Source organism: Streptomyces sp. V3I7 (assembly GCF_030817495.1).
Lineage (GTDB): Bacteria > Actinomycetota > Actinomycetes > Streptomycetales > Streptomycetaceae > Streptomyces.
In genome coordinates, this window is sequence record NZ_JAUSZK010000001.1 from 4903222 (window position 1) to 4926219 (window position 22998).

The window sequence follows — 22998 nt, forward strand, 5'->3', positions numbered from 1 at the left end:
GAAGTGATCAGAGTGCTCGGACGCTGGAAGTGATCAGGTGCTCGACGAGCGCCAGCAGGACCCGGGTGCCCGAGCTCGACACCCGGGCGTCGCACAGCACCACCGGCACCTCGGCCTTGAGGTCCAGCGCGGCGCGCACCTCGTCCGGCTCGTACTGGTGCGCCCCGTCGAACTCGTTGACCGCCACGAGGAAGGGGATGCCACGGGCCTCGAAGAAGTCGACCGCCGCGAACGAGTGATCCAGCCGGCGCGTGTCGGCGAGGACGACCGCGCCCAGCGCGCCCGCGGACAGCTCGTCCCACAGGAACCAGAACCGCTCCTGTCCGGGCGCGCCGAACAGATAGAGCGTGTGCTTCGGGTCCAGTGTGATCCGGCCGAAGTCCATGGCGACCGTGGTGGTCTTCTTCTTCTCGACGCCGTCCAGCCGGTCCGTGGCGGCACTGACCTCGGTCAGCACCTCCTCCGTGCTGAGCGGCTGGATCTCGCTGACCGCTCCCACGAAGGTGGTCTTGCCGACCCCGAAGCCACCGGCGACCAGAATCTTGATCCCTGTGGGCAGGGAGACGGTGCCGGGTGCCTCAGAGCCGCTTGAGGAGTCCATCCCTCAACGCCTCCAAAAGATCCAGGTCAGGGGCCGTAGACCCCTGCATTGCCAGGTTGTAGGGCCGGGCGACGACCGCGCCGCGCTCGACCAGATCGGAAAGCAACACCTTGATCACGGTGGCGGGCATCCGGGTGAGGCCCGCGATCTCAGCCACCGTGACCGGCGCCCGGCACAGGTCCAGCACCTGGGTGTGGTCCAGTCCGAGGTTGCTCCGCAGCGTGGTGCCGGTGGCCACGACCATGGTCATCAGGTTGAAGTGGTGCGCGGGTTCGGTGCGTCCTTCGCTGACGGTGTAGGGCCGGACCAGCCGCCCGACGGCGTCGTCGAGCAGGGGCCGGTCCGGGTCCACGGTGGCGTCCGGCATGGGCTACTGCTCCGCCGACTGCCGTGGCGCCACCCCCAGGTGGCGGCGGACGCCCTTGACCATCATGGTCATCTCGTAGCCGAGGACCGCCGCGTCCGCCTCCGCCCCCGCGAGCACCGCCAGCAGGGCGCCCTGCCCGGCCGCGGAGACGAAGAGCAGCGAGGTGCTCAGCTCGGTCACGATCTGCTTGACGTCACCGCCGTCGTCGAACCGCTTGCCGGCGCTGCGGGCCAGCGAGTAGAGCCCGCTGGACAGGGCCGCCAGATGGTCGGCGTCGTCCGTCTCCAGCCCGTCCGCGGCCATCACGAGACCGTCGGAGGACAGCAGCAGGGCGCTGCGCGTGTGGGGGACGCGCTGCAGGAGGCCGTTCAACAGCCAGGAAAGGTCTTCGCTCACCACGATCGCGTATTTCTCCTCTGTCACGGGGGACTGCCGGGGGGCGGGTCCGGGCGGGTGGGGCCGCCGGGGGCGGGGTGCCGGGTTCCGGGGTTCCCGGCGGTCGGGGGTTATTCGGTACGTACGGTCTCTTCGGTGCGCACAGCTTCTGCCTCCGTACGTACGTCTTCTTCGGTGCGTACGGCCGCGGGTTCCTCGGCTTGGCGGACGCCGGTGCGGAAGGCCGCCATCAGGCCCGCGTCGTGCTCGGGGTCCGCCGCGGCGCCCCTGGCGGGGGCCTCGCGCCGCTCGCCGTCGCGCAGTTCGGGGGCGAGGTGTTCCTGGCGGCGGCGCTTGGGCAGCGACGGGCGGTCGGCGTCGGACTCGCCCCGCGCCGGCTTCTTCGCCGCCGGGCCCTCGGTACGCCGGGGCAGCGAGGACGGCGCGGACGGCGCGGGCGGCTGCGGGCGCGGGGCCGGGGCCTGGGTGGGGGCCGCGGGCGCCTGCTCCTGCCCCTGGGGCGCCGCCGTCGCGCCCTGGCGGCCGAGGAGTTCGTGCGGCAGGACGACAACCGCCTGGGTGCCGCCGTACACGTTGTTCTGGAGCTGTACGACGATGCCGTGGCGCCGGGCGAGCGCCGAGACCACGTACAGGCCGATCCGGCCGTCCTGGAGCAGTTCGCCGAGGGCGACCTGGTCGGGCGAGACGAGCAGGGCGTTCATCTGGGTGCGCTCGGCGGAGGTCATGCCGAGGCCGCGGTCCTCGACCTCGATCGCGAGGCCGGAGCCGACGTGCTCGGCGCGCAGCAGCACCTGGGTCTGCGGCGGCGAGAACACCGTGGCGTTCTCGACCAGTTCGGCAAGCAGGTGGACCACGTCGACGACCGCGTGCCCGCTCACCGTGCCCTCCACCGGGGGCACCATCTTGACGCGCGCGTACTGCTCGATCTCGGCGGCCGCGGAGCGCATCACGTCGGCCATGCTGACCGGCTGGGTCCACAGGCGGTGCGAGACGGCGCCGCCGAGCACGGCGAGGTTCTCGGCGTAGCGCCGGATGCGGGTGGCCAGATGGTCGACGCGGAACAGGCCCTTGAGCAGGTCCGGGTTCTCGACCTCGTTCTCCAGGTCGTCCAGCAGCCCGATCTCGCGGTGCACCAGGGATTCCAGCCGGCGGGCCAGGTTGGCGAAGACCTCGAAGTGGCGGCCCTCCTGGGCCTGTACGGCCAGCTCGTGGACGGCCGACTCCCGCTCGGCCGCCTCGAGGGCGGCCGCCTCGGCGGCCTGCTGGGCGTAGGCGATCTCCTGGTGGAGCCGCTCCAGCGCGGCCTGCGCCTCGTCGGTCCGCCGCGAGAGGTCCGCCAGTTGGGCCTGCTTGGCCTCGCTCGCCCGGTCCGCCTCGTCGGCCTGCCGTGCCGCGTCCTCCTGGGCGCGCCGGCGGTCCGGCAGGTCCTTCTTGCTGCGGTCGAACTGCCAGCGCACCTGCGCGAGTTCGGCCTGGAGTCGGGCGGCGGAGCCGACGACCTCGAGATGGCGGCGGCCGAGGGCGCGCGCCTTCAGGGCGGACAGGAGCCCCGCACACCCGAGGATCCCGCAGACGACCAGCACCGTGCCGATCACCAGCACCCAGGCCGCGTTGGTGCCGATGCGCTCCACGCCCACGCCGCACAGCACGGCGCAGGACGCGGCCCCGGCGAGGGCGACCAGCGCGGCGGGCAGCACGGAGAGAAGGACCAGGTGGCGCTCAACTGCCTTGCCACGACCGGCCTGATGGGTGTCCGGCACACGCCAGCTCTGGGAGCCGACCGCCGTCGCCTCCTGCCGGGCATGTGCGGGCAACGTCGAAGGCTCCTGCATCACAGTCCCTGGTTGCGTATCGGCCGACAGGCCAAAAGTGTGCGACGCACGTTACAGGCAACGGCGGTTCGCGTCACGACGGGTCATGTCGTGGGGAATGGTTTACCAGATCCCCCGCAACGGGGCCGAGCCCGGTGCCCCGATGCACGGGTGGTCCACCGTCTCCCCACGGATGGTCCACGAGTGGTCCACGGGTTCCCCGCCCGACGGCCGTGAAGGTCCGCTTCGCCCCGCCCTGTCTCCCGCGTCCCGCCTCCGTCTCCCGGCTCCGGCGCGGCCGCTGTCCGGCGTCGCCCCGGCGCCCGTGAAGGTGGAGCATGGAGGTGAGCGACGAAGGAGGCCCGTCATGAAATCCGGAGCCTCGGATTCCGACACGTGGTACGCGCGGACGCCCTCGCAGGCCGAGGGCGAGCGCGACGAGGTGGGCGAGCGCGCGCTGCCGGAGCAGCACCCGGACGTCCTGCGCAGCCAGCCGTCCCAGGCCGAGGGCGAGCGCGACGACACCCCGATCGGCGACCTCGGCGGCCGCGGGTGATCACTCCTGGTTCCGGCGCCGACGCCGCGCCCGCAGCAGGCGCCGGGCCACGAGGGCGGCGATCAGGACGCCGAGCGCGATGAGGACGTAGCGCTGGTAGCGGGAGATCTCCTCGTAGATCACGCCGATGTGGGTGCCGGCGAAATAGGCCACGCTCGCCCACAGGCCGACCCACAGCGCCGCGCCGAGCGCGTTGAACGCGAGGAAGCGGAGCCAGGGCATGCCGCTCGTGCCGGCGATGATGCCGTTGGCCTGCCGCAGCCCCTCGACGAAGCGGGCGATGGTCACGATCTTGCCGCCGTGCCGCTGGAAGAACTTCTCGGCCCGCTCGAACCGCTCCGGGGTCAGGAAGATGTAGCGGCCCCACCGGTGCACGAAGGCCCGCCCGCCGGTGCGGCCGATCAGATAGCCGACGTTGTCGCCGACCACGGCGGCGAAGAAGGCGATGACCCCCACCAGGACGATGTTCAGCTCGCCCGCGCCGGCGTAGACCCCCGCGGCGATCAGGATCGTCTCGCCCGGTGCGGGCACCCCGAAATCCTCGACGAAGACGACGGCGCCGACGGCCCAGTAGCCGTAGTGCTCCAGCAGGGGCGCCAGATGGGCCAGCGGTCCTGGCAGGGGAGGGGCCATGGCCGGCTACGCCTCTTCCGCCGGCGGGCGGTGCGTCCCGCGCAGCGTGCGCAGGGTGTCGACGCGGTTCGTGGTGATCGAGTCGACGCCCAGGTCGAGGAGGCGGCGCATGGAGCGGCGGGTGTCGGGAGTCCAGACCGACAGCAGACAGCCGTCGCGGTGGACGCGGGCGGCGAGGGCCCGGTTCACCAGCCCGAAGCGGTAGTTGAGCCAGCGCGGGCGCACCGCGTCCAGCACGGCACGCCGCGGCGGCGCCAGCGAGGCCCAGGTGAGCGCCAGCTCGGCGGACGGGTCGACGGCACGGACGCTGAGCAGCGTGGAGGCGCCGGCGCAGTAGTAGACGCGGTCCTGCGCCCCGCACGCCCGGACGACGTCCATGGTCTTCTGCACGGCCCGGTCGTCGGGCCGCCCCGGCAGGTCCACCATCACGCGGGCGCCGTCCATGGCGGCCAGCGCCTCCTCCAGCGTCGGCACCCCGCCCGCCGTGAGTTCGCGCAGCTGGTCGGCCGACAGCGACCGCAGCGGCCGGTCCTGCTCCCACAACCGCTTCAGCGTCTCGTCGTGGAGCAGTACGGGCACGTGGTCGCGGGTGAGGCGGACGTCGATCTCGACCGCGTCCGCGCCCAGTTGGAGCGCGGAACGCAGCGAGTCGATCGTGTTCTCACGGAAGCGGTACGGGTCGCCGCGGTGGGCTACTGCGGTCACGGTCTGCATGCGCCCCATTGTGGACTCGGTGCCCGCCCGCATCACACAGGTCACCGCGGGAGTCTGTGACCTGCGGGGCCTCAGGGCGCGAGCCGGCCCGCGGTGTAGGCGTCGATCTCCGCGGCGATCCGGGCCTTGCCCGCCGGGTCCAGGAAGGATGCCTCGACCGCGTTCTTGGCCAGGTCGGCGACGCCCCGCTCGTCGAGGTCGAGCAGGCGGGCCGCCACGGCGTACTCGCTGTTGAGGTCGGTGCCGAACATCGGCGGGTCGTCCGAGTTGATGGTGACCAGGACCCCGGCGCGCACGAACTCCTTGATCGGGTGCTCATCGAGCGTGCGGACCGCGCGGGTGGCGATGTTGGACGTCGGGCAGACCTCCAGCGCGACGCGGTGCTCGGCGAGGTGCGCGAGCAGCGCCGGGTCCTGGGCGGCGCTGGTGCCGTGCCCGACGCGCTCGGCGCGCAGGTCGTTCAGCGCGTCCCAGATCGTCTGGGGCCCCGTCGTCTCACCGGCGTGCGGGACCGAGCGCAGCCCGGCGGCGAGGGCGCGGTCGAAGTACGGCTTGAACTGCGGCCGGGGTACGCCGATCTCGGGGCCGCCCAGCCCGAAGGAGACCAGACCCTCGGGGCGCAGCCGGTCGTCGGTCGCGAGCCGTGCCGTCTCCTCGGCGGCCTCAAGGCCCGCCTCGCCGGGGATGTCGAAGCACCAGCGCAGCACGGTCCCGAACTCCGCCTCGGCCGCCTTGCGGGCGTCCTCGATCGCGTCCATGAAGGCACGCTCGTCGATGCCGCGCCGGGTCGAGGACCAGGGGGTGACGGTCAGCTCGGCGTACCGGACCTGCTGACGGGCCATGTCCCGGGCGACCTCGTACGTCAGCAGCCGGACGTCCTCGGGCGTGCGGATGAGGTCGACGACGGAGAGGTAGACCTCGATGAAGTGGGCGAAGTCCGTGAACGTGAAGTAGTCGGCCAGCGCCTCGGGGTCGGTGGGGACCTTGGAGTCGGGGTGCCGGGCGGCGAGCTCGGAGACGATGCGGGGGGAGGCGGAGCCGACGTGGTGGACGTGCAGTTCGGCCTTGGGCAGCCCCGCGATGAACGCGTGCAGATCACGGCTGGGCGCGGCCAGGTCGGCGGCCGGTGCGGTGTGCTGGTCGGTCAAGGTTCCTCCCCGGAACACGCCCTCGGCCTGGTGCCCGGGGCTGATGATCGGCTGATCGGTGACTCGGGGGTCATCGTAGGCCGGGTCGTCCCTGCCCCGGCCCCGGCGGAGCGCTCCGGCCCGGGCGGAGACGGCCGGGACCAGGGATCTACGATGACGTGCCTGTCGAATGAGGGGGGATGGGGAATGACGGAACAGCAGCAGCAAGGTGGCGACGGGGGAGCCGAGTTCGACCCGTGGGCGCCGCCGGAGGACAACCCGCCGGCGCAGGAGAGCGGCCCGGCGGTGGACGTGAGCAAACCGACGCCGGGGCAGAGCGGACCCTCGCTGGAGAAGGCCGCGTGGCCGCTCGCGGCCGGCCAACCGGCGGACGCCGAGCCGCAGCCCCCGGCACAGGACCCGCCGCCGTCGCCGGCACGCGACGGCGACACCCTGACGCCCGCGCCCGGCTCTTCCGCGTCGGGCTCCGCGGGCCCCGGCTTCGCTGGGCCGGGCTCCGCCGCACCGAGCTCCGTGGCGCCGGGCTCTGCCGCGCCCGCCGTGTGCGGGGCGGATGCTGGCCCCGGCTCTTCCGCGCCGGGCTCCGCGGGCCCCGGCTTCGCTGGGCCGGGCTTGGCCGAACCGGGCTTGGCTGCGCCGGGCGCCGTGGCGCCGGGCTCTGCCGCGCCCGCCGTGTGCGGGGCGGATGCTGGCCCCGGCTCTTCCGCGCCGGGCTCCGCCGTCCCTGGCTCCGTCGCGCAGGGCTTCGCCGTCCCCGGCTCCGCCGCACCGGGCTCCGCGGGCCCCGGCTCTGCCGCGTCGGGCTCCGCGGGCCCCGGCTTCGCTGGGCCGGGCTTGGCCGAACCGGGCTTGGCTGCGTCGGGCGCCGTAGCGCCGGGCTTCGCCGGCCCCGGCTCCGCCGCGTCGGGCTTCTCCGTACCGGGCTCCGCCCCGGGCTTCGCCGTCCCCGGCTCCGCCGCACCGGGCTCCATGGCGTCGGGCGCCGCCGCGCCCGGCGCGCCCGCGCCCCAAGGCTGGACCGGGCCCGCCGTGCCGCCCGTGCCGATGGCCCCGGCCGGGCACGGACACGGCGCCGCGGGGGCGATACCGCCTGGCGGCTATGGCGTCCCCGGCTACCCGCCGGGCTACGGCTGGCCCGGGATGCCGATGCCGCCGCAGAACGGCATGGGCACCACGGCGATGATCCTCGGCATCCTGTCCTGCGTGCTGTTCTGCATGTACGGCATCTTCTCCATCGGGCTCGGCATCGCCGCCGTGGTCCTCGGGGTCAAGGGCAAGAAGCTCGTCGACCGCGGCGAGGCCACCAACCGCAGCCAGGCCCAGGCGGGATTCATCACGGGCATCGTCGGGATCGTCCTCGGCGTCCTGATCCTCGCCTTTTTCGCCGTCATCCTGGTGATGGGCCTCATGGCCAGGAACCACGAAACGGAGTACGGCTCGACATCCGACTCCGCCTCCACCGCGTCGGCACCCCTCCAGGTCCAGGCCGGCTGATCGGACCGGCGGCGGGGGTGCGCCCCGCTCACCCCCGCCGCAACCGCTCCCGGGCCGCCATCAACGCGAAGCCCAGCAGATTCGGCCCCCGCCACCGCGCCGGGTCGTGCGCCGCCTCGTCGTCCGCCGCCAGGCCGATGCCCCACACGCGGTCGAGGGGACTGGCCTCCACCAGGACGCGGTCGCCGGTGGTCAGCAGGAACTCCCGCAGCGCGGCGTCCGCACCGAACTTGTGGACGCTGCCCTCGGTCACGATGCCGAAGCGCTCCCGCTCCCAGGTCGCCTCGTCGAAGCCGCGCACCAGCCGTCCGGCCTTCTTGGCCTGGGCGGGATGAGCGGCGGCCAGTATCCGGCGCTCCGCCTCCGCGTCGCCGAACAGCCGCGCCTTGCCGGCCATCATCCAGTGCTCCGCCGTCGCGTACTCCACCCCGTCCACCGTGAACGGCGACGGCCACCACTGGCTGAGGCAACTCGCCCCGATCCGGCCGTCCGGTAGCGGGCGGTGCCCCCAGAAGTGCAGGTACTTGACGCGCGCCCCCGCGTGGATCTCCGCGACGAGCGACTCCACCGAACCGATCTTCCCCATGCCGGACAGTCTGACAGGCGTCACTGACATCCCCTCAACTCCTTTCAGTCCAGGGCATATCGACTCCCTCGCTCGGCCCTCGACAGATTCCGTCGCGTAACCAAAAGGCAACAACGGAATCACTTGTTGGAGTCCCATGGCTCTGCCAGGATCGGCACTCGATTCGAGCGGCAGCTACGCCACCCACCCCCGGGACAGGGGCCGGCGGAGGAGGGTCACATGGACGACCTGGAGCCGGGACGTCTACCGGGCGAACCGCACGACCCGCGAGCTCCGGGCGGGCCGCGTCTGGATCAACGACCACATCCCGATCGTTCATTCGATGAATACGCGCAGGTCAAGCACGTAATGTTCGACAACACCGCGGTGGCCCGCAAGGACTGGCACCGCACGATCTCCGGGGACCGATAGTCACGAGCGGCCCGGCCCGACCCCGGCCGGCCACCTCCCTTCCGAAAGGGCATCACGCGCATGGAGCAGTACGAGCCCCACCGCCTGACCCCGCCGCAGGCGGCCGCCTTGCGGCGCAGTCTGCGCGGCGGGCGGGCCTCCCTGACCCGGCGTTCGCTGCTGCGCGCCACCGCGGGCGGTGCGTTCGCGGCCGGCGGGCTCGGGGCTCTGAGCGCCTGCGGCATCCCCCCGGCGGGCCAGGCCCAGGGCGGCACGTCGACGGAGGACCACTCGGCGCGGGAGAAGACCGTCCACTTCTCCAACTGGACCGAGTACATCGACATCGACGACAGCGGCAAGCACCACCCGACGCTCGACGCCTTCCGCAAGCGCACCGGCATATCGGTCACGTACACCGAGGACATCAACGACAACAACGAGTTCTTCGGCAAGATCAAGCCGCAGCTCGCCGCGGGCCAGGACACCGGCCGCGACCTCATCGTCCTCACCGACTGGCTGGCCGCCCGGCTGATCCGCCTGGGCTGGGCCCAGAAGCTGGACGTCTCGCACCTGCCGAACGCGTACACCAACCTCTCCGCCCCGTTCCGCGACCCCGACTGGGACCCGGGCCGCGCCTACTCCTACCCGTGGACGGGCATCCCGACCGTCATCGCCTACAACAAGAAGGCCCTCGACGGCGTCGAGGTGAAGTCGGTCTCCGACCTCCTCGACAACCCCAGGCTCAAGGGCCGCGTCGGCCTGCTGTCCGAGATGCGCGACAGCGTCGGCATGACGCTGCTCGACATGGGCGAGGACCTCGGCACGTTCACCGACGACGACTTCGACGCGGCCATCGCCCGCCTCCAGAAGGCCGTCGACAAGGGCCAGATCCGCCGCTTCACCGGCAACGACTACACCGCCGACCTGACCAAGGGCGACTTCGCGGCCTGCCTCGCCTGGGCCGGTGACGTCGTCCAGCTCAAGGCGGACAGCCCCGACATCGACTTCGTCATCCCCGACAGCGGCTACATGACGTCGACCGACAACCTGCTGATCCCCAACAGGGCGCGCCACAAGACGAACGCCGAGCGGCTCATCGACTTCTACTACGAGCCCCAGCGGGCCGCCGAACTCGCCGCCTACATCAACTACGTCACCCCGGTCGACGGGGTGAAGCCGTACCTGGCGAAGATCGACGAGGGCGCGGCGAACGATCCGCTGATCGTCCCCGACAAGGCCATGCAGGCGCGGTCCCATGCCTTCCGCTCCCTGAGCCAGAAGGAAGAGACGGTCTACGAAGAGAAGTTCGCGAAGCTCACAGGGGCGTGACGACGATGACGACGACAGACAGCAGCGGCGACATCCGCCTCGCCGGGATCGGCAAGACCTACGGCTCCTTCACGGCCGTGCATCCGCTGGACCTGACCGTGCCGCAGGGCTCCTTCTTCGCCCTGCTCGGCCCCTCGGGCTGCGGCAAGACCACCACCCTGCGCGTGATCGCCGGGCTGGAGGAGCCGAGCAGCGGCACCGTGCACCTCGGTGACCAGGACGTGACCGGGCTGCCGCCCCACAAGCGGCCGGTGAACACCGTCTTCCAGTCCTACGCCCTCTTCCCGCACCTGGACATCTTCGAGAACGTCGCCTTCGGCCTGCGCCGACGCGGCGTCAAGTCGGTGAAGAAGCAGGTCGAGGACATGCTCGACCTCGTCCAACTCGGCGAGCAGGCGCGCAAGAAGCCCCACCAGCTCTCCGGCGGCCAGCAGCAGCGCGTCGCCGTGGCCCGCGCCCTGATCAACCACCCGCAGGTGCTTCTCCTCGACGAACCCCTCGGCGCCCTCGACCTCAAACTGCGCCGCCAGATGCAACTGGAGCTCAAGCGCATCCAGACCGAGGTCGGCATCACCTTCATCCACGTCACGCACGACCAGGAGGAGGCCATGACCATGGCCGACACGGTCGCCGTGATGAACGCGGGCCGCGTCGAGCAACTCGGCACGCCCGCCGACCTGTACGAGAATCCGCGGACCACCTTCGTCGCGAACTTCCTCGGCACCTCCAATCTGATCGAGGCCGAGGTCGACGCCAGGAGCGGCACCGACGTCGTCGTCCGCGCGGGCGGCGGCAAGCTGATCCTGCCCGAGACGCGCTGCTCCACCGCGACGCGGACCGAAGGCCGGGTGCTGGTCGGGGTGCGCCCCGAGAAGATCTCGCTCACGCACGCCGACGACGCGGGCGCGATACCCGAGGGCCGCAACCGGCTCACCGGCAAGATCGCCGACGCCGGCTTCATCGGGGTGTCCACGCAGTACGTCGTCGAGACCGCCGTCTGCCCCGAGTTCGCGGTCTACGTCCAGAACGTCGACCGGGACACGCGGCTCGTGCCCGGCGCCGACGTCGTCCTGCACTGGAGCCCGGCCCACACCTTCGGCCTGGATGCGGCACAGGACATCGACGCGGGCGTCGAGGAAGAGGCCGCCTAGCCATGTCGACTCTCACCGAGGCGCCCGCGCCTCTCGCCGCGGCACCGGCCACGAAGCCTCCGCGTCTGCGCGGCCGCTGGACGCCGTACTGGCTGCTGCTGCCCGGCATCCTGTGGCTGCTGCTCTTCTTCGCGCTGCCGATGGTCTACCAGGCCTCCACCTCCGTGCAGACCGGCTCCCTGGAGACCGGCTACAAGGTCACCTGGCACGTCGCGACGTACTGGGACGCGCTGAACGAGTACTGGCCCCAGTTCCTGCGCTCGGTCCTCTACGCGGGCGCCGCGACCGGGCTGTGCCTCGTGCTCGGCTACCCGCTGGCGTACCTCATCGCCTTCCGCGCGGGCCGCTGGCGGAACCTGGTCATGGTCCTGGTGATCGCGCCGTTCTTCACCAGCTTCCTGATCCGCACCCTCGCCTGGAAGACGATCCTCGCGGACGACGGGCCGGTCGTCGGCGCGCTGAACGCGCTGCACGTCCTGGACCTCACCAACTGGCTCGGCTGGACCGAGGGCCACCGGGTCCTCGCCACACCGCTCGCGGTGGTGTGCGGACTGACGTACAACTTCCTGCCGTTCATGATCCTGCCGCTCTACACCTCGTTGGAGCGGATCGACGGGCGGCTGCACGAGGCGGCCGGCGACCTGTACGCCACGCCCTGGACCACCTTCCGCAAGGTCACCTTCCCGCTGTCGATGCCCGGCGTGGTCTCCGGCACGCTGCTGACCTTCATCCCGGCGACCGGCGACTACGTCAACGCCGAACTCCTCGGCTCCACCGACACCCGCATGATCGGCAACGTCATCCAGACGCAGTTCCTGCGGATCCTCGACTACCCGACGGCCGCGGCGCTGTCCTTCATCCTCATGGCCGCGATCCTGCTCATGGTCACCCTGTACATCCGCCGGTCCGGGACGGAGGACCTGGTCTAGATGCCGTTCGTCTCCTGGCTCAAGCGGCGCCTCGTCGTCATCGCGGGACTGCTGACGCTCGCCTATCTGCTGCTGCCCAACGTCGTCGTCACGGTGTTCTCCTTCAACGACCCCAAGGGGCGCTTCAACTACGCCTGGCAGCGGTTCTCCACGAACGGCTGGCAGGACCCGTGCGGCGTCGCCGACCTGTGCGGCTCGCTCGCGCTCAGCCTCCAGATCGCCGTGTGGGCGACGCTCGGCGCGACCGTCCTCGGCACGATGATCGCCTTCGCGCTGGTCCGCTACCGCTTCCGCGCGCGCGGGGCCGTGAACTCGCTGATCTTCCTGCCCATGGCCATGCCCGAGGTCGTCATGGCCGCCTCGCTGCTCACCCTGTTCCTCAACATGGGCGCGCAGCTGGGCTTCTGGACGATCCTGATCGCCCACGTCATGTTCTGCCTCAGCTTCGTCGTCACCGCGGTCAAGGCGCGCGTGATGTCGATGGACCCGAGGCTGGAGGAGGCGGCGCGGGACCTGTACGCCGGGCCCGTGCAGACCTTCCTGCGGGTCACGCTGCCGATCGCGGCGCCCGGGATCGCCGCGGGCGCGCTGTTGTCCTTCGCGCTCTCCTTCGACGACTTCATCATCACCAACTTCAACGCGGGCTCGACCGTCACCTTCCCCATGTTCGTGTGGGGTTCGGCGCAGCGCGGTACGCCGGTCCAGATCAACGTCATCGGTACGGCGATGTTCCTGGTCGCCGTCCTGTGCGTGCTGGTCGCCGTGCTCGTCGGCAACCGCCGTAACCGGCGGCGGCCCACCTGATGTGACCCAGGTCACTTCAGGCAGGTGCCGGAACCTGCGTAATGCGGCGACGAGACCTCCCTCTCACTCGTGAACGCGACGCGTCCACGACGTAAGGGAGGTCTCCTCATGGCTGGAGCGAAGACGGCGGTCGACTGGCTCGCATCCGTGGCACCGGACCCCGACGGCTGCCGCTGGGAATGGGAGCGCAACCCCCTCGGGGTCGCGCTGCTGCCCGCCGGCAAGGCCTGGGATGTCCTCATCCTGCCGGGAGAGCTGGGCTATCCGACCCTCGATGTGCTCACCCGTGTCCTCGATCAACCCGGGCCCGTCCTGGTCGACTTCGGGGACAACCGGGTGGGCTTCTTCGTCCCCCCGGGCACCGCGGCCCGCTGGCTCGGCACCGGCATCCGCACGGCCGGCCCCGGCACCTGGATCGTCGTGCCGTACCCCGGCCGCGCCACCCAGGGAGTCCGCTGGCTGGTCCCCCCCGACGGCTCCGGCACCCTCACGGACCCCGCCCTCCTGGAACTCGCCATGCACGAGGCGGCGGCAGGCCTGGCTGCCGAGGGCGACGCGTAGCGCTCCGCCCGAAAGGCCCACCGAACCCCTCTGCAGAAACGATTCGAAAACCCCGAACACCCTCTCGCCCGCCTGACGGGGGAGGGCGGGGACAGTGTTTGGTCGGGCCGGGCTCGGGCTCTGGGGCTTGGTGTGGTCGAGCGGCGGGGCCCGGCCGGTCAAGGGGTGAGCGTCGGTCAGGGGTTGGGCGGGCGTGAGTTCGGGGGCTTGGCACGGCCGAGCGGCAGGGCTCGCGGCCCGTGGCCGGCTCGGGTGGCGGGGTTGTTCGTCCGGCGGGTGGGGCGGCGAGCCTTTGGCGCGAGGTCCCGGAGAGGCTCGCGCTCATGATGCCGGGCGCCGCTTCGCGGCCGAGCCGCGCGGCCAGGATCGGTCGGCGGTGGCGCGCGTCCGCCCGGGGGTTGCGAAGGGCTCCTGGCGCAGGTGCGGTCGATCAGCAGGGTCGGGCTGCTCCGGAACACCGTGCGCGGGCAGGCGCGGTCGATCAGCAACGGCGGGCTGGTCATGCCCAGGCGTCAGGCCCGCTACGGCGTCAAGGGGGGCGGGGCCGGGCGCTCACGCAGTCGGCGCCGGGCCGGCGAGCAGGGCGCCGGGCAGCGGTGCGAGCGCGGCGGCGGGCGCGGGCAACAGGAACGTCAGTCGACAGCTTCGGCGGGGCTCGGGTCCCGGCGCATCGCCCGGTCGACGAGCAGCGTCAGGCCCGTCAGGAGCATCGTGCACAGGCACCACGACGCCACCACGTCCAGGGGCCAGTGGTAGCCGCTGCGGATCAGGCCGATTCCCACGGCCGCGTTGAGCACGGCGCAGGCGGTGGTCAGTTCGCGGCGGGCGTGGGGGGTGGGGAGCCAGGGGAGGAGGAGCAGGGTCGCGGCGCCGTAGACGATGAGGGCGGTCGCGGTGTGGCCCGAGGGGAAGTAGCCGGGGCCCGGCGGGGCGGTCGGGGGGCCGTAGCGGGCGACCGCCGACTTCAGCGGGACGATCAGCGCCGGGACCGGGGCCATCAGCGCCGCCGCCGCGGCCGGGGGCAGCCACCAGCGGGGCGTACCGGACCGGCGGCCGCGCAGGGCGACGTACGCCAGTGCGACGGCGAGGACCGGGACCGCGACCTGGACGTTGCCCAGGTCGGCGAGGAACCGGCTGAAGGGGTCCGGGTGCAGGGCCGCCCGGCCCAGGCGCTCGTCCAGCCGCAGCAGTGGACCGGCGGCGACGACCTGCCAGGTGATCACGGTGAGGAGAAGGGCCGGAAGGCCCAGAAGGAGGAAGGAGGTCGGCCGCCCCGGAACAGGGGGGGACGTTCCGGGGCGGCCGTCCGGATCGGAACGCCGCGCGCCCCGGGGGGTTTGGGGCGGGCGACCGTCCGATCGGTGAGGAGATCCGGGGCCAGAGGCCCCGATTGTGTGCGCGAGGGCACGACCAGGTCGAAGCTGGGGAGGCCCCGGCCTGATGTCGCCCACCGGAACCGGCGGGCGAGGTGTATCTCTCATCTGGGTAAAAGCTACGGCAGGGGGTGGCCTTTCGACAGACGCAATCGCCTCCCGCCATCCACCTCGCACACGTTCTTCACACGCTCGACGCCGCCGCCCCGGCCCTCGCACCGCGCTGGGTGAAAGGGCTGGGGCGTGTGGGGCTGAGGAGGCGTGAAATCCGAGCCTGAGCTCCGGCTTCGCGCCGGCTCAGACGGACGCGAGCGACTGCTCGATGATGTCGAGGCCCTCGTTCAGCAGGTTCTCGCCGATGACCAGCGGGGGCAGGAAGCGCAGCACGTTGCCGTAGGTGCCGCAGGTCAGGACCAGTAGGCCCTCCTGGTGGCAGGCCTTGGCCAGCGCGGCGGTCGCCTCCGGGTTCGGCTCCTTGGTCGTACGGTCCTTGACCAGCTCGATGGCGACCATCGCGCCGCGACCGCGCACGTCGCCGATGATGTCGAACTTCTCGGCCATGGCGCCCAGGCGGGCCTTCATGATCGCCTCGATGTTCTTCGCCTTGGCGTTGAGGTCGAGCTCCTTCATGGTCTCGATGGCGCCGAGCGCACCGGCGCAGGCGACCGGGTTGCCGCCGTAGGTGCCGCCCAGGCCGCCCGAGTGCGCGGCGTCCATGATCTCGGCGCGGCCGGTCACCGCGGCCAGCGGCAGACCGCCCGCGATGCCCTTGGCGGTGGTGATCAGGTCCGGGACGATGCCCTCGTCCTCGCACGCGAACCACTGGCCGGTGCGGCAGAAGCCGGACTGGATCTCGTCGGCGACGAAGACGATGCCGTTGTCGGCGGCGTACTGGCGGATCGCGGGCAGGAAGCCCTTGGCCGGCTCGATGAAGCCGCCCTCGCCGAGCACCGGCTCGATGATGATCGCGGCGATGTTGTCGGCGCCGACCTGCTTGCTCATCTGGTCGATGGCCTGGGCGGCGGCCTCGGGGCCCGCGTTCTCGGGGCCGGTCGGCCAGCGGTAGCCGTAGGCCACCGGCACGCGGTAGACCTCCGGGGCGAACGGGCCGAAGCCGTGCTTGTACGGCATGTTCTTCGCCGTCAGCGCCATCGTCAGGTTCGTCCGGCCGTGGTAGCCGTGGTCGAAGACGACGACAGCCTGGCGCTTGGTGTACGCACGCGCGATCTTGACCGCGTTCTCGACGGCCTCGGCGCCCGAGTTGAACAGCGCCGACTTCTTGGCGTGGTCGCCCGGGGTCAGCTCGGACAGCGCCTCGGCGACCGCCACGTAGCCCTCGTACGGGGTGACCATGAAGCACGTGTGGGTGAAGTCGGCGAGCTGCGCGGAGGCGCGGCGCACGACGGCCTCGGCGGAGGCGCCGACGGACGTCACGGCGATGCCGGAGCCGAAGTCGATGAGCCGGTTGCCGTCGACGTCCTCGATGATGCCGCCGCCCGCGCGCGCGGTGAAGACGGGCAGCACGGAGCCCACGCCCTGCGCGACCGCGGCGGTGCGACGGGCCTGCAGTTCCTGCGACTTCGGGCCGGGGATGGCGGTGACGACGCGGCGCTCCTGCGGAAGTGCGGTCATGGGGGCTCCCTGGTGATCTTGCGTTCGGGACGGTTCCGGACTGCTCCGGGCGGTTCCGGACAGTTCTGGGCGATGCCTTTTCGGACGCTTGCCTCTTTCTTCGCAGGCTAGGGCCGCCGATGAGCAGTGGGCATGCTCCATGTGGGCGTTGTCCGGGGGGTGCGGTTGTCCGCCGTGGACATAGCCAGGTCGAGCGCGTCCCGGGCGATCCGGACGGCACCGGCCGGTTTCCCCGGCCGCGTGAGCGGTGAACTCCCCTTGGGCGGGCGTTAGATTGGCTCGCTGAATGGAGCACGGAGCGGCTGGTCAGGGGGCAACGGCGATGGACAGCGACGGGACGCGGGACGCACGGGGCACACACGCGAATCCTGTGCCGCGCCCGGCGCGGCCGGCGGACGTACCGGCGGTGCCACCGCGGCCGGCCAGGGCACCGGATCCGCAGCCGGTGACCGCACACCCCACGAAACCTCCCCATTCCCCGCACCGGCACCCGCAGCCGCACCCGCCCTCGCCCGTCGCGGACTGGCTCGACGAGCCGCGCCCGGACGCCGGGCCCGGTATCTGGCGCTACGGCTACCAGGAGCCGAAGGCGGCGCGCACGGCGGAGCGGCTCACGTCGACGACCGTCGTCGGCATGCTGATCCCGCTCGTCCTGGCGTTCCTGGTGTGGTCCTTCTGGCACCGTGGGGTCATCCCGTACCAGTACGTGCTGCTGCGGCTCTTCACGCCCGACGGCTGGTGGTGGGGCGGCACGCTCGCGGCGCCCAAGCGGCTGGAGCAGGCCGTGCCCTACCCGGGCGTGGAGGCCCTCCAGGTCTACAACGGACTCTTCTTCGCCCTCCTGGTCTACGCGGTGACCCGGCTGGGCGGCTGGGCCGCGATCGCCCGCCACGTCGTGGGCCGCAGGCCGCAGCCCGCCCGCGCCCTGCTCGCCGCCCTGGGCGCCCTCGTCGCGCTCAGCCTCGTCTTCCCCTCCGCCTTCCCCGGCGCCGGCTGGGACGCCGTACCGGTCGTCGCGCCCCTGTTCTCGCTCGTCGCGCTGATCACCGGCGGCTACGACGCGTTCGCGTCCCAGTTGTTCACCGACGGGCTGTACACGCTCGTCACCCTGCTCGTCGTGTGGCCGTTCGCCCGCCTCGGCGGCTGGCGGGACCTCGCCGGCCAGTGGCTCGCCGCGCGCCGGGCGGCCGCGGACCCGGCCGCGCCGGCCGTCGACCGGCGGCCCTCGCTGTGGCCCGAGGTGCGCGAGGCCGGCCAGTACCAGGCGGCGGACCTCCTCGCCGGCGAGGTGCGGGCGGGCCGGATGAACGACGTGGACTGCGCGCGGATCGCCCACCGGTGGGTGGCCGCCCGCGCGCGGGCGCGCATCGCGCCCTTCGCCGACACCGTGCTGCGCGAGGGCGGCGCCGCCTGGACCCATCCGTCCGGGGACCGGGACCTGCCCGGCCGGGCCGCGCGGCACGACCTGCTCGCCGGGCAGGTGCGCATCGGGCGGTGGGTGACGCGCGAGCACACCCCCCTCGCCTACGGCGGCGCCGGGGCGGCCCTCGGGCCGGAGACCCTCGGCACCTCGCTGCTCGTCGTGGGACCGTCGGGCTCCGGCAAGACCCGCCATGTGGTCCGCCCGGCCGTCGAGTCCCTCGGCCTCCAGGCGCTCGCCGGGCGCGCCGCCGTCGTCGCGGTCTGCGCCGCCGGCACCCCGCTCGGCCCGGACTCCGCGTACGACGTGGTCGTCCGCCTCGGCGACCGGGCCTCCGTGCATGACCTCGACCCGTACGCCGACTCCGACGATCCCGACGAGGCCGCCGCCTTCCTGGCCGAGGGCCTGGCCGGCGACCTGGAGACGGTGAGCGGGCAGCGGGCGGCCACCGCGCTCGCCCAGCTCCTCGGCCCCTACCGGGCGGCGTACGGCCGCTTCCCGGCGCTGCCCGTGCTGCGGGAACTGCTGGAGGGGGAGCCGTCGGCGCTGGCGGCCCTGCGCGGGGCGCTCGCGGGGGAGCAGTACGCCGAGATGCGCCGCGAACTCGACGCGCGCGAGCGGCAGTCGGGGGCGCCGGGCGATCCCGGCCCCGCGCTCGCGGCGCGTCTCGCGCTGCTGGACCGGCCGGCGTTCGCCGAGTTCTTCGGCGCGGACGGATCCGGCGCCCGCCCCTTCTCGCTGCGCGCCATCGCCCACCATCCGCTGCGGGTCCGTATCGACCTGCCCGAGCGCGGCCACGAGGAGGCGTCCCGGGTGCTGACACGGCTGCTGCTCGCCCAGTTCTGCGCCGTGACGCGGGACGGCGAGGGCGGCGAGGGCGGCGAGCGTGGCGAGCGCGGCCACTTCGCCTGTCTGGTCCTCGACGACGCGACCGAGGCGGTGACGGGCGAGTCGGTGCGCCGGATCCAGCGGCTGCGGTCGTGGAACGCGGGCGTGGTGCTCGCCCTACGCTCGCTCGGCGACGTACCCGAAGCGCTGCACGGCCCCTTGTACGGTGCGGTCGGCTGCCACATGGCTCTCTCCGGCGTGACGACGTGGGACGGCAGCCGGTTCGCCAGCGCCTGGGGCACGCAGTGGGTGCAGACGCAGGACGTCGCCCGGCACACCGTCTTCGCGGACCAGCCCATGACCCGGGCGATCCACGCCCTGCGCAAGCTGGTGACGGGGAAGGCGGTCACCACGGAGGCCGTGACCGTGCGTCAGGTCGAGCGGGAGCGCTGGTCCGCGTCCGAGCTGGCACACGAGGTGCCGCCGGGGCACGCGGTGCTGTCGTTGACGACGGTGCGGGGCGAGCACGCTCCGCCGCTGCTGGTGGATCTGCGCGGGGAGGCGGCCGGGCGGTCGTGAAGCCATGAGGCCTTGAGCTGCCGGTTCGCGAGAGGCCGGGGCCTGTCTGCACAAGGTTCACAGGGGCACCGTACGGTGAGGCAGAATCGGCATAGGCTGTTCATACGCGACGGCCAAGTGTGCACAATGATCACCCGATCTCCCCAGACCTGAAGGCCTCATGCCCCCGACGCTCGCCTCGCTCGTCCACCACTCCGCGCTCAAGCTGACCGTGCGCGCGGGCGAGGACCGCCTCGACGTGCCGGTCCGCTGGGTGCACGCCAGCGAGCTCGCCGACCCCGTCCCGTACATGGAGGGCGGGGAACTGCTGCTGATCACCGCGCTGAAGCTGGACGCGGAGGATCCGGAGGCGATGCTGCGGTACGTGCGGCGGCTGGTCGGCGCCGGTGTCGTCGGGCTCGGCTTCGCCGTCGGCGTCCACTACGAGGACATCCCCAAGGCGCTTGTCGACGCGGCCGGGCAGGAGGGGCTGCCGCTGCTGGAGGTGCCGCGCCGCACCCCGTTCCTCGCCATCAGCAAGGCCGTGTCCGCCGCGCTCGCCGCCGACCAGTACCGGGCGGTGACCGCCGGGTTCGCCGCCCAGCGGGAGCTCACCCGGCAGGCGCTGACCGCCGGTCCGGAGGGGCTGCTCGGCGCGCTCGCGACCCAGGTCGACGGATGGGCGGCGCTGTACGACGCCTCGGGCACCGTCGTCGCCACCGCGCCCGAGTGGGCGGGGCGGCGGGCGGCACGGCTCATCACCGACGTCGACCGGCTGCGGCAGCGGCCCGCGCCGGCCTCGTCCGTCGTCGCCGGACCGGAGAACGAGGACCGGGTCGAACTGCACACCCTCGGCACGGGCCGGCGGCCACGGGCGGCGCTCGCCGTCGGCACGGCCGCCGCCCTCGGCACCGCCGAGCGGTACGCCGTCCATTCCGCCATCGCCCTGCTCACGCTCACCACGGAGCGCTCGCGCTCGCTGTACGCGGCCGAACAGCGGGTCGGCGCGGCGGTGCTGCGCATGCTGCTCGCCGGGGAGCCGGACCACGCCCGGGCCGTCGCGGGGGACCTGTACGGGGGGCTGCTCGACGCGCCGTTCCGGATCATCGTCGCCGAGTCCGTGTCGGCGTCGGCCGCGCGGGCCCACGCCGACGCACGCGCGCGCGTGCCGCTGGCCCACACCTCGACCCCAGCGTCCGGCTCCGCCCGTACGACGTCGCCCGCGTCGCCCGGGGCGACGGCACTCGCCGCCACCGCCGACGGCGGGGACCGGCTGGACGGGCTCGCCGAGACCGTGGAGTCGGCGGCGGCGCGGTCCGGGGAGGCCGTGCTGGTCGTCCCCGAGGGGGAGCGGCTGGTGGTCCTGGCAGCGGACGGCGGCGCGGCGGTGGCCGCCTGCGCGGAGTACGCGGCGGCGCTGGAGGCAGGGCGGGCCGCGCCCGTGCCCGAGCAGTCGGCCGGGGACGACGACGAACTGGTCGTCGGCCTGTCGGCCCCCTCCGGCCCGATCGCCGCGGCCGCCGCCTACAAGCACGCCGAGCAGGCGCTGTCGGTGGCGCGGCGACGGGGACGGGTGCTCGTCGAGCACGACCAGCTGGCGGCGGGCTCGGTGCTGCCGCTGCTGGCGGACGACGCGGTGAAGGCCTTCGCGGACGGTCTGCTGCGCCCGCTGTACGAACACGACGCCACCGGCCGCGGCGACCTGGTCGCCTCCCTGCGCGCATGGCTCTCCCGGCACGGCCAGTGGGACGCGGCGGCCGCCGACCTGGGCGTCCACCGCCACACGCTCCGCTACCGGATGCGCCGCGTCGAGGAGATCCTGGGCCGCAGCCTGGACGACCCGGACACCCGCATGGACCTCTGGCTGGCCCTGAAGACGATGTCAGCCGACTGACGGCACCAGGGGGCTTCGCCCCTTGGCCCTCGGGCCGGGGGGCGAGAACATCACCGCCTCCGCCACCAACCCCTCACCCCACCCCGCCAATCCGGCCAACCCCCGCTCCCCACCACTACGCCTCGGACAAACGACCATCGGCCGTGGCCGCCCTACGGTGGAGCCGAAAGCCACGTACATCCCCAACGCGGAAGGGCCGGGACTCGCATATGACTTCCACCCACGCCTTCTGGCTCGCCGGCCGCCAGGCCACCGGCGAGGACAGCCTCGACGTCACCAACCCCTGGGACGGGCGTCTCGTCGGCCAGGTCAGCGTGCCGACGGACGCTCAGGTCGAGGAGGCCGTGGCCGCCGCGTACGCCGTACTGGACGACTTCGCCGCCACCCCGGCCCACGTGCGCGCCGCCGCCCTCGACCACGTCGGCAAGCGGCTGACCGAGCGGAGCGAGGAGCTCGCGCAGCTGATCTCCGCCGAGAACGGCAAGCCGATCAAGTGGGCCCGCGGCGAGGTAGGCCGGGCGGTCTCCGTGTTCCGGTTCGCCGCCGAGGAGGCCCGCCGCTTCAACGGCGGTGAGGCCCAGCGCCTCGACACCGACGCCGGCGGCCAGGGCCGTCTCGCCGTCACCCGGCGCTTCCCCAAGGGCGTCGTCCTCGGCATCGCGCCGTTCAACTTCCCGCTGAACCTGTGCGCCCACAAGATCGCCCCGGCCATCGCCGCCGGCGTGCCGATCATCCTCAAGCCGGCCCCGGCCACCCCGCTGTCCGGCCTGATCCTCGGTGAGTTCCTCGCCGAGACCGAGCTGCCCGCCGGTTCCTGGAGCATCCTCCCGGTGTCCAACGACCGCATGCCCGCCCTGGTCCAGGACGAGCGCCTGCCGGTCATCTCCTTCACCGGTTCCGAGCAGGTCGGCTACGCGATCATGGACTCCGTGCCGCGCAAGCACTGCACCCTGGAGCTGGGCGGCAACGGCGCCGCGGTCGTCCTCGGCGACTACGCCTCCGACGCCGACCTCGACTGGGCCGCGACCCGCATCGCGACCTTCTCGAACTACCAGGGCGGCCAGTCCTGCATCTCCGTGCAGCGCGTCATCGCGGACACCTCCGTCTACGACCGCCTGCTGCCGCGCATCGTCGCCGCCGTCGAGGCCCAGGTCACCGGCGACCCCGCCGACGACGCCACCGAGGTCGGCCCGCTGGTCAGCGAGGCCGCCGCGCAGCGCGTCGAGGAGTGGGTCGACGAGGCCGTCGCCGCCGGCGCCCAGCTCCTCGCCGGCGGCAAGCGCGACGGCGCCTCGTACGCGCCGACCGTCCTGACCGACGTACCGGCCGGCACGAAGCTCGCCACGGAGGAGGTCTTCGGACCCGTCCTGACCGTGCGGCGCGTGGACGGCGAGGCCGAGGCCTTCGCGGCCGTCAACGACTCCAAGTACGGCCTCCAGGCGGGCGTCTTCACCCACGACCTGCAGACCGCCTTCCGCGCCCACCGGGCCCTGGAGGTCGGCGGCGTGGTCATCGGCGACGTCCCCTCCTACCGCGCCGACCAGATGCCGTACGGCGGCGCCAAGCAGTCCGGCGTCGGCCGCGAGGGCGTGAAGTTCGCGATGGACGACTACACCTACGAGCGGGTGCTGATCCTCACCGGGCTCGCCCTGTAACCCACCCGAACGGTCGAACGGCCCGGCACCGCGAAACAGCGGTGCCGGGCCGTGCCCGTACGGGAGAACGTACGGGAAAAGCATCGCCCCAACGAGCGCGCGAGGGCTGGTGGGAACGCCCCGCTTCGGGTACCAACGATCCAGTAGCACTTGTCGGTAACGCATGGT

Annotated in this window: 20 protein-coding genes and 1 pseudogene; 11 read left to right on the forward strand and 10 right to left on the reverse strand. The window is 72.8% G+C overall.

Features of this window, described 5'->3' with window-relative positions; translation table 11 throughout:
• Nucleotides 1-7: 7 nt before the first annotated feature.
• From QFZ74_RS23025 to QFZ74_RS23040, 4 genes are all read right to left on the reverse strand, one after another.
• Nucleotides 8-601 (reverse strand): ATP/GTP-binding protein, encoded by a 594-nt coding sequence (locus QFZ74_RS23025; protein ID WP_307622703.1) that lies wholly within the window; start codon nt 599-601, stop codon nt 8-10.
• Nucleotides 579-968 (reverse strand): DUF742 domain-containing protein, encoded by a 390-nt coding sequence (locus QFZ74_RS23030; RefSeq protein WP_307622704.1) that lies wholly within the window; start codon nt 966-968, stop codon nt 579-581. Before QFZ74_RS23030 ends, QFZ74_RS23025 begins: the two co-directional genes overlap by 23 nt.
• A gap of 3 nt (nt 969-971) precedes the next feature.
• A complete protein-coding gene (locus QFZ74_RS23035) occupies nt 972-1367 on the reverse strand; it encodes a roadblock/LC7 domain-containing protein (RefSeq protein WP_307624254.1) in 396 nt (131 codons plus the stop codon).
• A 107-nt stretch (nt 1368-1474) separates the two neighbouring features.
• Nucleotides 1475-3178, reverse strand: a complete 1704-nt coding sequence (locus QFZ74_RS23040) for an ATP-binding protein (RefSeq protein WP_307622705.1) — start codon at nt 3176-3178, stop codon at nt 1475-1477.
• A gap of 364 nt (nt 3179-3542) precedes the next feature.
• Here QFZ74_RS23040 and QFZ74_RS23045 point away from each other — a divergent pair, with 364 nt between their 5' ends.
• A complete protein-coding gene (locus QFZ74_RS23045; protein ID WP_307622706.1) occupies nt 3543-3731 on the forward strand; it encodes a hypothetical protein in 189 nt (62 codons plus the stop codon).
• Here QFZ74_RS23045 and QFZ74_RS23050 read toward each other — a convergent pair whose 3' ends face one another.
• The 3 genes from QFZ74_RS23050 to QFZ74_RS23060 form a co-directional block, all read right to left on the reverse strand.
• Nucleotides 3732-4364: a DedA family protein gene (locus tag QFZ74_RS23050; protein WP_307622707.1), complete on the reverse strand. Its 633-nt coding sequence runs from the start codon at nt 4362-4364 to the stop codon at nt 3732-3734.
• Between the two features lie 6 nt (nt 4365-4370).
• Nucleotides 4371-5078: a glycerophosphodiester phosphodiesterase gene (locus QFZ74_RS23055; RefSeq protein WP_307622708.1), complete on the reverse strand. Its 708-nt coding sequence runs from the start codon at nt 5076-5078 to the stop codon at nt 4371-4373.
• 71 nt (nt 5079-5149) lie between these two features.
• Nucleotides 5150-6226 (reverse strand): adenosine deaminase, encoded by a 1077-nt coding sequence (locus tag QFZ74_RS23060; RefSeq protein ID WP_307622709.1) that lies wholly within the window; start codon nt 6224-6226, stop codon nt 5150-5152.
• 834 nt (nt 6227-7060) lie between these two features.
• On the opposite strand from QFZ74_RS23060, the gene QFZ74_RS23065 reads away from it, so the two are divergent.
• The gene (locus tag QFZ74_RS23065; protein ID WP_307622710.1) at nt 7061-7720 is read left to right on the forward strand and encodes a hypothetical protein; all 660 of its coding nucleotides are present in this window, start codon (nt 7061-7063) and stop codon (nt 7718-7720) included.
• 28 nt (nt 7721-7748) lie between these two features.
• Here QFZ74_RS23065 and QFZ74_RS23070 read toward each other — a convergent pair whose 3' ends face one another.
• Nucleotides 7749-8336, reverse strand: a complete 588-nt coding sequence (locus QFZ74_RS23070) for an NADAR family protein (RefSeq protein ID WP_307622711.1) — start codon at nt 8334-8336, stop codon at nt 7749-7751.
• A 193-nt stretch (nt 8337-8529) separates the two neighbouring features.
• Between QFZ74_RS23070 and QFZ74_RS23075 the strand changes: the two are divergent.
• The 6 genes and pseudogenes from QFZ74_RS23075 to QFZ74_RS23100 all read left to right on the forward strand — a co-directional run.
• A pseudogene (locus QFZ74_RS23075) lies at nt 8530-8717 on the forward strand (gamma-aminobutyraldehyde dehydrogenase); the annotation flags it as partial.
• 60 nt (nt 8718-8777) lie between these two features.
• On the forward strand, nt 8778-10025 hold the full coding sequence (locus tag QFZ74_RS23080) for a spermidine/putrescine ABC transporter substrate-binding protein (RefSeq protein WP_307622712.1): 1248 nt from the start codon (nt 8778-8780) through the stop codon (nt 10023-10025).
• The gene (locus QFZ74_RS23085) at nt 10022-11176 is read left to right on the forward strand and encodes an ABC transporter ATP-binding protein (protein WP_307622713.1); all 1155 of its coding nucleotides are present in this window, start codon (nt 10022-10024) and stop codon (nt 11174-11176) included. Before QFZ74_RS23080 ends, QFZ74_RS23085 begins: the two co-directional genes overlap by 4 nt.
• Before the next feature lie 2 nt (nt 11177-11178).
• On the forward strand, nt 11179-12105 hold the full coding sequence (locus QFZ74_RS23090; protein ID WP_307622714.1) for an ABC transporter permease: 927 nt from the start codon (nt 11179-11181) through the stop codon (nt 12103-12105).
• A complete protein-coding gene (locus tag QFZ74_RS23095) occupies nt 12106-12909 on the forward strand; it encodes an ABC transporter permease (protein ID WP_307622715.1) in 804 nt (267 codons plus the stop codon).
• 108 nt (nt 12910-13017) lie between these two features.
• Nucleotides 13018-13470 carry a hypothetical protein gene (locus QFZ74_RS23100; RefSeq protein WP_307622716.1) on the forward strand — a complete coding sequence of 151 codons (453 nt, stop codon included), beginning with the start codon at nt 13018-13020 and terminating at the stop codon, nt 13468-13470.
• Nucleotides 13471-14102: 632 nt separating this feature from the next.
• Here the strand turns inward: QFZ74_RS23100 and QFZ74_RS23105 are convergent.
• Nucleotides 14103-14693: a phosphatase PAP2 family protein gene (locus QFZ74_RS23105; protein WP_307622717.1), complete on the reverse strand. Its 591-nt coding sequence runs from the start codon at nt 14691-14693 to the stop codon at nt 14103-14105.
• 447 nt (nt 14694-15140) lie between these two features.
• Nucleotides 15141-16475, reverse strand: a complete 1335-nt coding sequence (gene gabT, locus QFZ74_RS23110) for a 4-aminobutyrate--2-oxoglutarate transaminase (RefSeq protein WP_307622718.1) — start codon at nt 16473-16475, stop codon at nt 15141-15143.
• A 322-nt stretch (nt 16476-16797) separates the two neighbouring features.
• Here gabT and QFZ74_RS23115 point away from each other — a divergent pair, with 322 nt between their 5' ends.
• From QFZ74_RS23115 to QFZ74_RS23125, 3 genes are all read left to right on the forward strand, one after another.
• Nucleotides 16798-19302, forward strand: a complete 2505-nt coding sequence (locus QFZ74_RS23115; RefSeq protein ID WP_307622719.1) for an ATP/GTP-binding protein — start codon at nt 16798-16800, stop codon at nt 19300-19302.
• Nucleotides 19303-19462: 160 nt separating this feature from the next.
• Nucleotides 19463-21175: a PucR family transcriptional regulator gene (locus QFZ74_RS23120; protein ID WP_307622720.1), complete on the forward strand. Its 1713-nt coding sequence runs from the start codon at nt 19463-19465 to the stop codon at nt 21173-21175.
• A gap of 209 nt (nt 21176-21384) precedes the next feature.
• Entirely contained in the window at nt 21385-22830 is a 1446-nt protein-coding gene (locus QFZ74_RS23125; protein ID WP_307622721.1) for an aldehyde dehydrogenase family protein, read from the forward strand.
• The last annotated feature ends 168 nt before the right edge of the window (nt 22831-22998 follow it).